At 61.5% G+C, this 2432-nt stretch carries 1 protein-coding gene; it reads right to left on the reverse strand.

Annotated features, from left to right (window positions below):
- On the reverse strand, window positions 1–2432 hold a 2432-nt coding region (locus N4Q37_RS27595; protein WP_313958334.1), incomplete at both ends, for an immunoglobulin-like domain-containing protein.

Genomic DNA, 2432 nt, shown 5'->3' on the forward strand with positions numbered 1-2432 from the left:
ACTGGGGTGCCGGCTGGGTTGCTCAAGGTCGCGGTGTAGATGATCGAACCGCCTTCGGCCACGGTGTCAGTGGCCGAAAGGGTCAGGCTGGTAGCGTCCTGGGTATCGGTGACGGTGGTGTCCGCCGGGGTAGCGTCGATGTCCAGTTTTTCGTAGTTGCCGCCTTGGGCGTCGTCGATCTTGACGCTCAGGTGGTCACCGCCCGAAACGGCATCGTTCGGCGCAGTGAAGTTCACCGAACCGCTGCTTGCACCGACTGGAATGGTAATGGTTTGACCGTTCGACAGGGTGATAACCAGCGGGGCTTCAGTAACCGGTGCGTTGACCGAGGCGGTGTAAACGACGGTGCCGCCTTCGGCGACGGTCGACGTAGCCGTCAGGCTGACAGTCGACGTATCGATGGTGTCAGTCACGTCAGTGATGGCCGGCGTGGTGCTTGGCACCAGGTTTTCGAAGTTGCCGCCCGTAGCGTTATCGATGCTGACCTCAACCTTGCCAGCGTCTTTGTAGACGTCGTCGGACGGTGCGGCAATGGTGACGGTGCCAGTGGTTTTACCGGCGTCGATAGTGATCACCGAGCCGTTGCTCAGGGTCACGGTAACCGGTGTACCGGCTGGATTGGACAGAGTGGCGGTATAGACGATCGAACCGCCTTCAGCCACGGTGTCGGTTGCCGAGAGAGTCAGACCGGTGGTGTCTGAGGTGTCGGTGACAGTGGTGTCCGCCGGCGTACCGTCGATATCCAGTTTTTCGTAGTTGCCGCCCTGGGCGTCGTCGATCTTCACGCTCAGGTGATCGCCGCCCGCTGTCGCATCGTTTGGTGCGGTGAAGTTCACCGAACCGCTGCTTGCACCGACTGGAATGGTGATGGTCTGGCCGTTCGACAGGGTGATCACCAGCGGTGCTTCGGTGACTGGCGCGTTGACCGAGGCGGTGTAAACGACGGTGCCGCCTTCAGCCACAGTCGAGGTCGCGGTGAGCGAAACGGTGCTGGTGTCGATGGTGTCGGTCACGTCAGTAACCGCAGGCGTAGTGCTTGGCACCAGGTTCTCGAAATTGCCGCCCGTGGCGTGATCGATGCTGACCTCAACCTTGCCAGCGTCTTTGTAGACGTCATCGGAAGGAGCGGCCACGGTGACGGTACCGGTGGTTTTACCGGCGTCGATGGTGATGACCGAGCCATTGCTCAGGGTCACGGTCACCGGAGTACCAGCTGGGTTGCTCAGGGTGGCGGTGTAGACGATGGAGCCGCCTTCGGCCACGGTGTCAGTGGCCGAGAGGGTCAGGCCAGTAGTGTCCGAGGTGTCGGTGACTGTCGTGTCCGCTGGCGTACCGTCGATATCCAGTTTTTCGTAGTTGCCGCCCTGGGCATCGTCGATCTTCACGCTCAGGTGATCGCCGCCCGTCGTGGCATCGTTTGGTGCGGTGAAGTTCACGCTGCCGGAGCTTGCGCCGACCGGGATGGTGATGGTTTGACCGTTGCTCAATGTCACGACGAGAGGAGCATCCGTAACCGGAGCATTCACCGATGCGGTGTAAACGACGGTGCCGCCTTCAGCGACGGTCGACGTAGCCGTCAGGCTGACCGTCGACGTGTCGATGGTGTCGGTGACGTCAGTAACCGCAGGCGCGGTGCTTGGCACCAGATTTTCGAAGTTGCCGCCGGTGGCGTGATCGATGCTGACCTCAACCTTGCCGGCGTCTTTGTAGACGTCATCGGAAGGAGCGGCAACGGTGACGGTACCGGTGGTTTTACCGGCGTCGATGGTGATCACCGAGCCATTGCTCAGGGTCACGGTAACCGGTGTGCCAGCTGGGTTGCTCAGGGTGGCGGTGTAGACGATGGAGCCGCCTTCGGCCACGGTGTCAGTGGCCGAGAGGGTCAGGCCGGTGGTGTCTTGGGTGTCGGTGACGTTGGTGTCAGCCGGCGTACCGTCGATGTCCAGTTTTTCGTAGTTGCCGCCCTGGGCGTCGTCGATCTTGACGCTCAGATGATCGCCGCCCGCTGTCGCATCGTTGGGTGCGGTGAAGTTCACCGAACCGCTGCTTGCCCCCACTGGGATGGTGATGGTCTGGCCGTTGCTCAATGTCACGACGAGAGGAGCATCCGTAACCGGAGCATTCACCGAAGCGGTGTATACCACGGTGCCGCCTTCGGCCACGGTCGAGGTTGCGGTGAGCGACACGGTGCTGGTGTCGATGGTATCGGTCACATCCGTGACCGCCGGCGTAGTGCTAGGCACCAGGTTTTCAAAGTTGCCACCGGTGGCGTGATCAATGCTGACTTCAACCTTGCCGGCGTCCTTGTAGACGTCGTCGGAAGGTGCGGCCACAGTGACGGTGCCAGTGGTTTTCCCGGCGTCGATGGTGATCACCGAGCCGTTGCTCAGGGTCACGGTAACCGGTGTACCGGCTGGATTGGACAGAGTGGC

This window comes from Pseudomonas citri (genome assembly GCF_025336485.1).
GTDB lineage: Bacteria > Pseudomonadota > Gammaproteobacteria > Pseudomonadales > Pseudomonadaceae > Aquipseudomonas > Aquipseudomonas citri.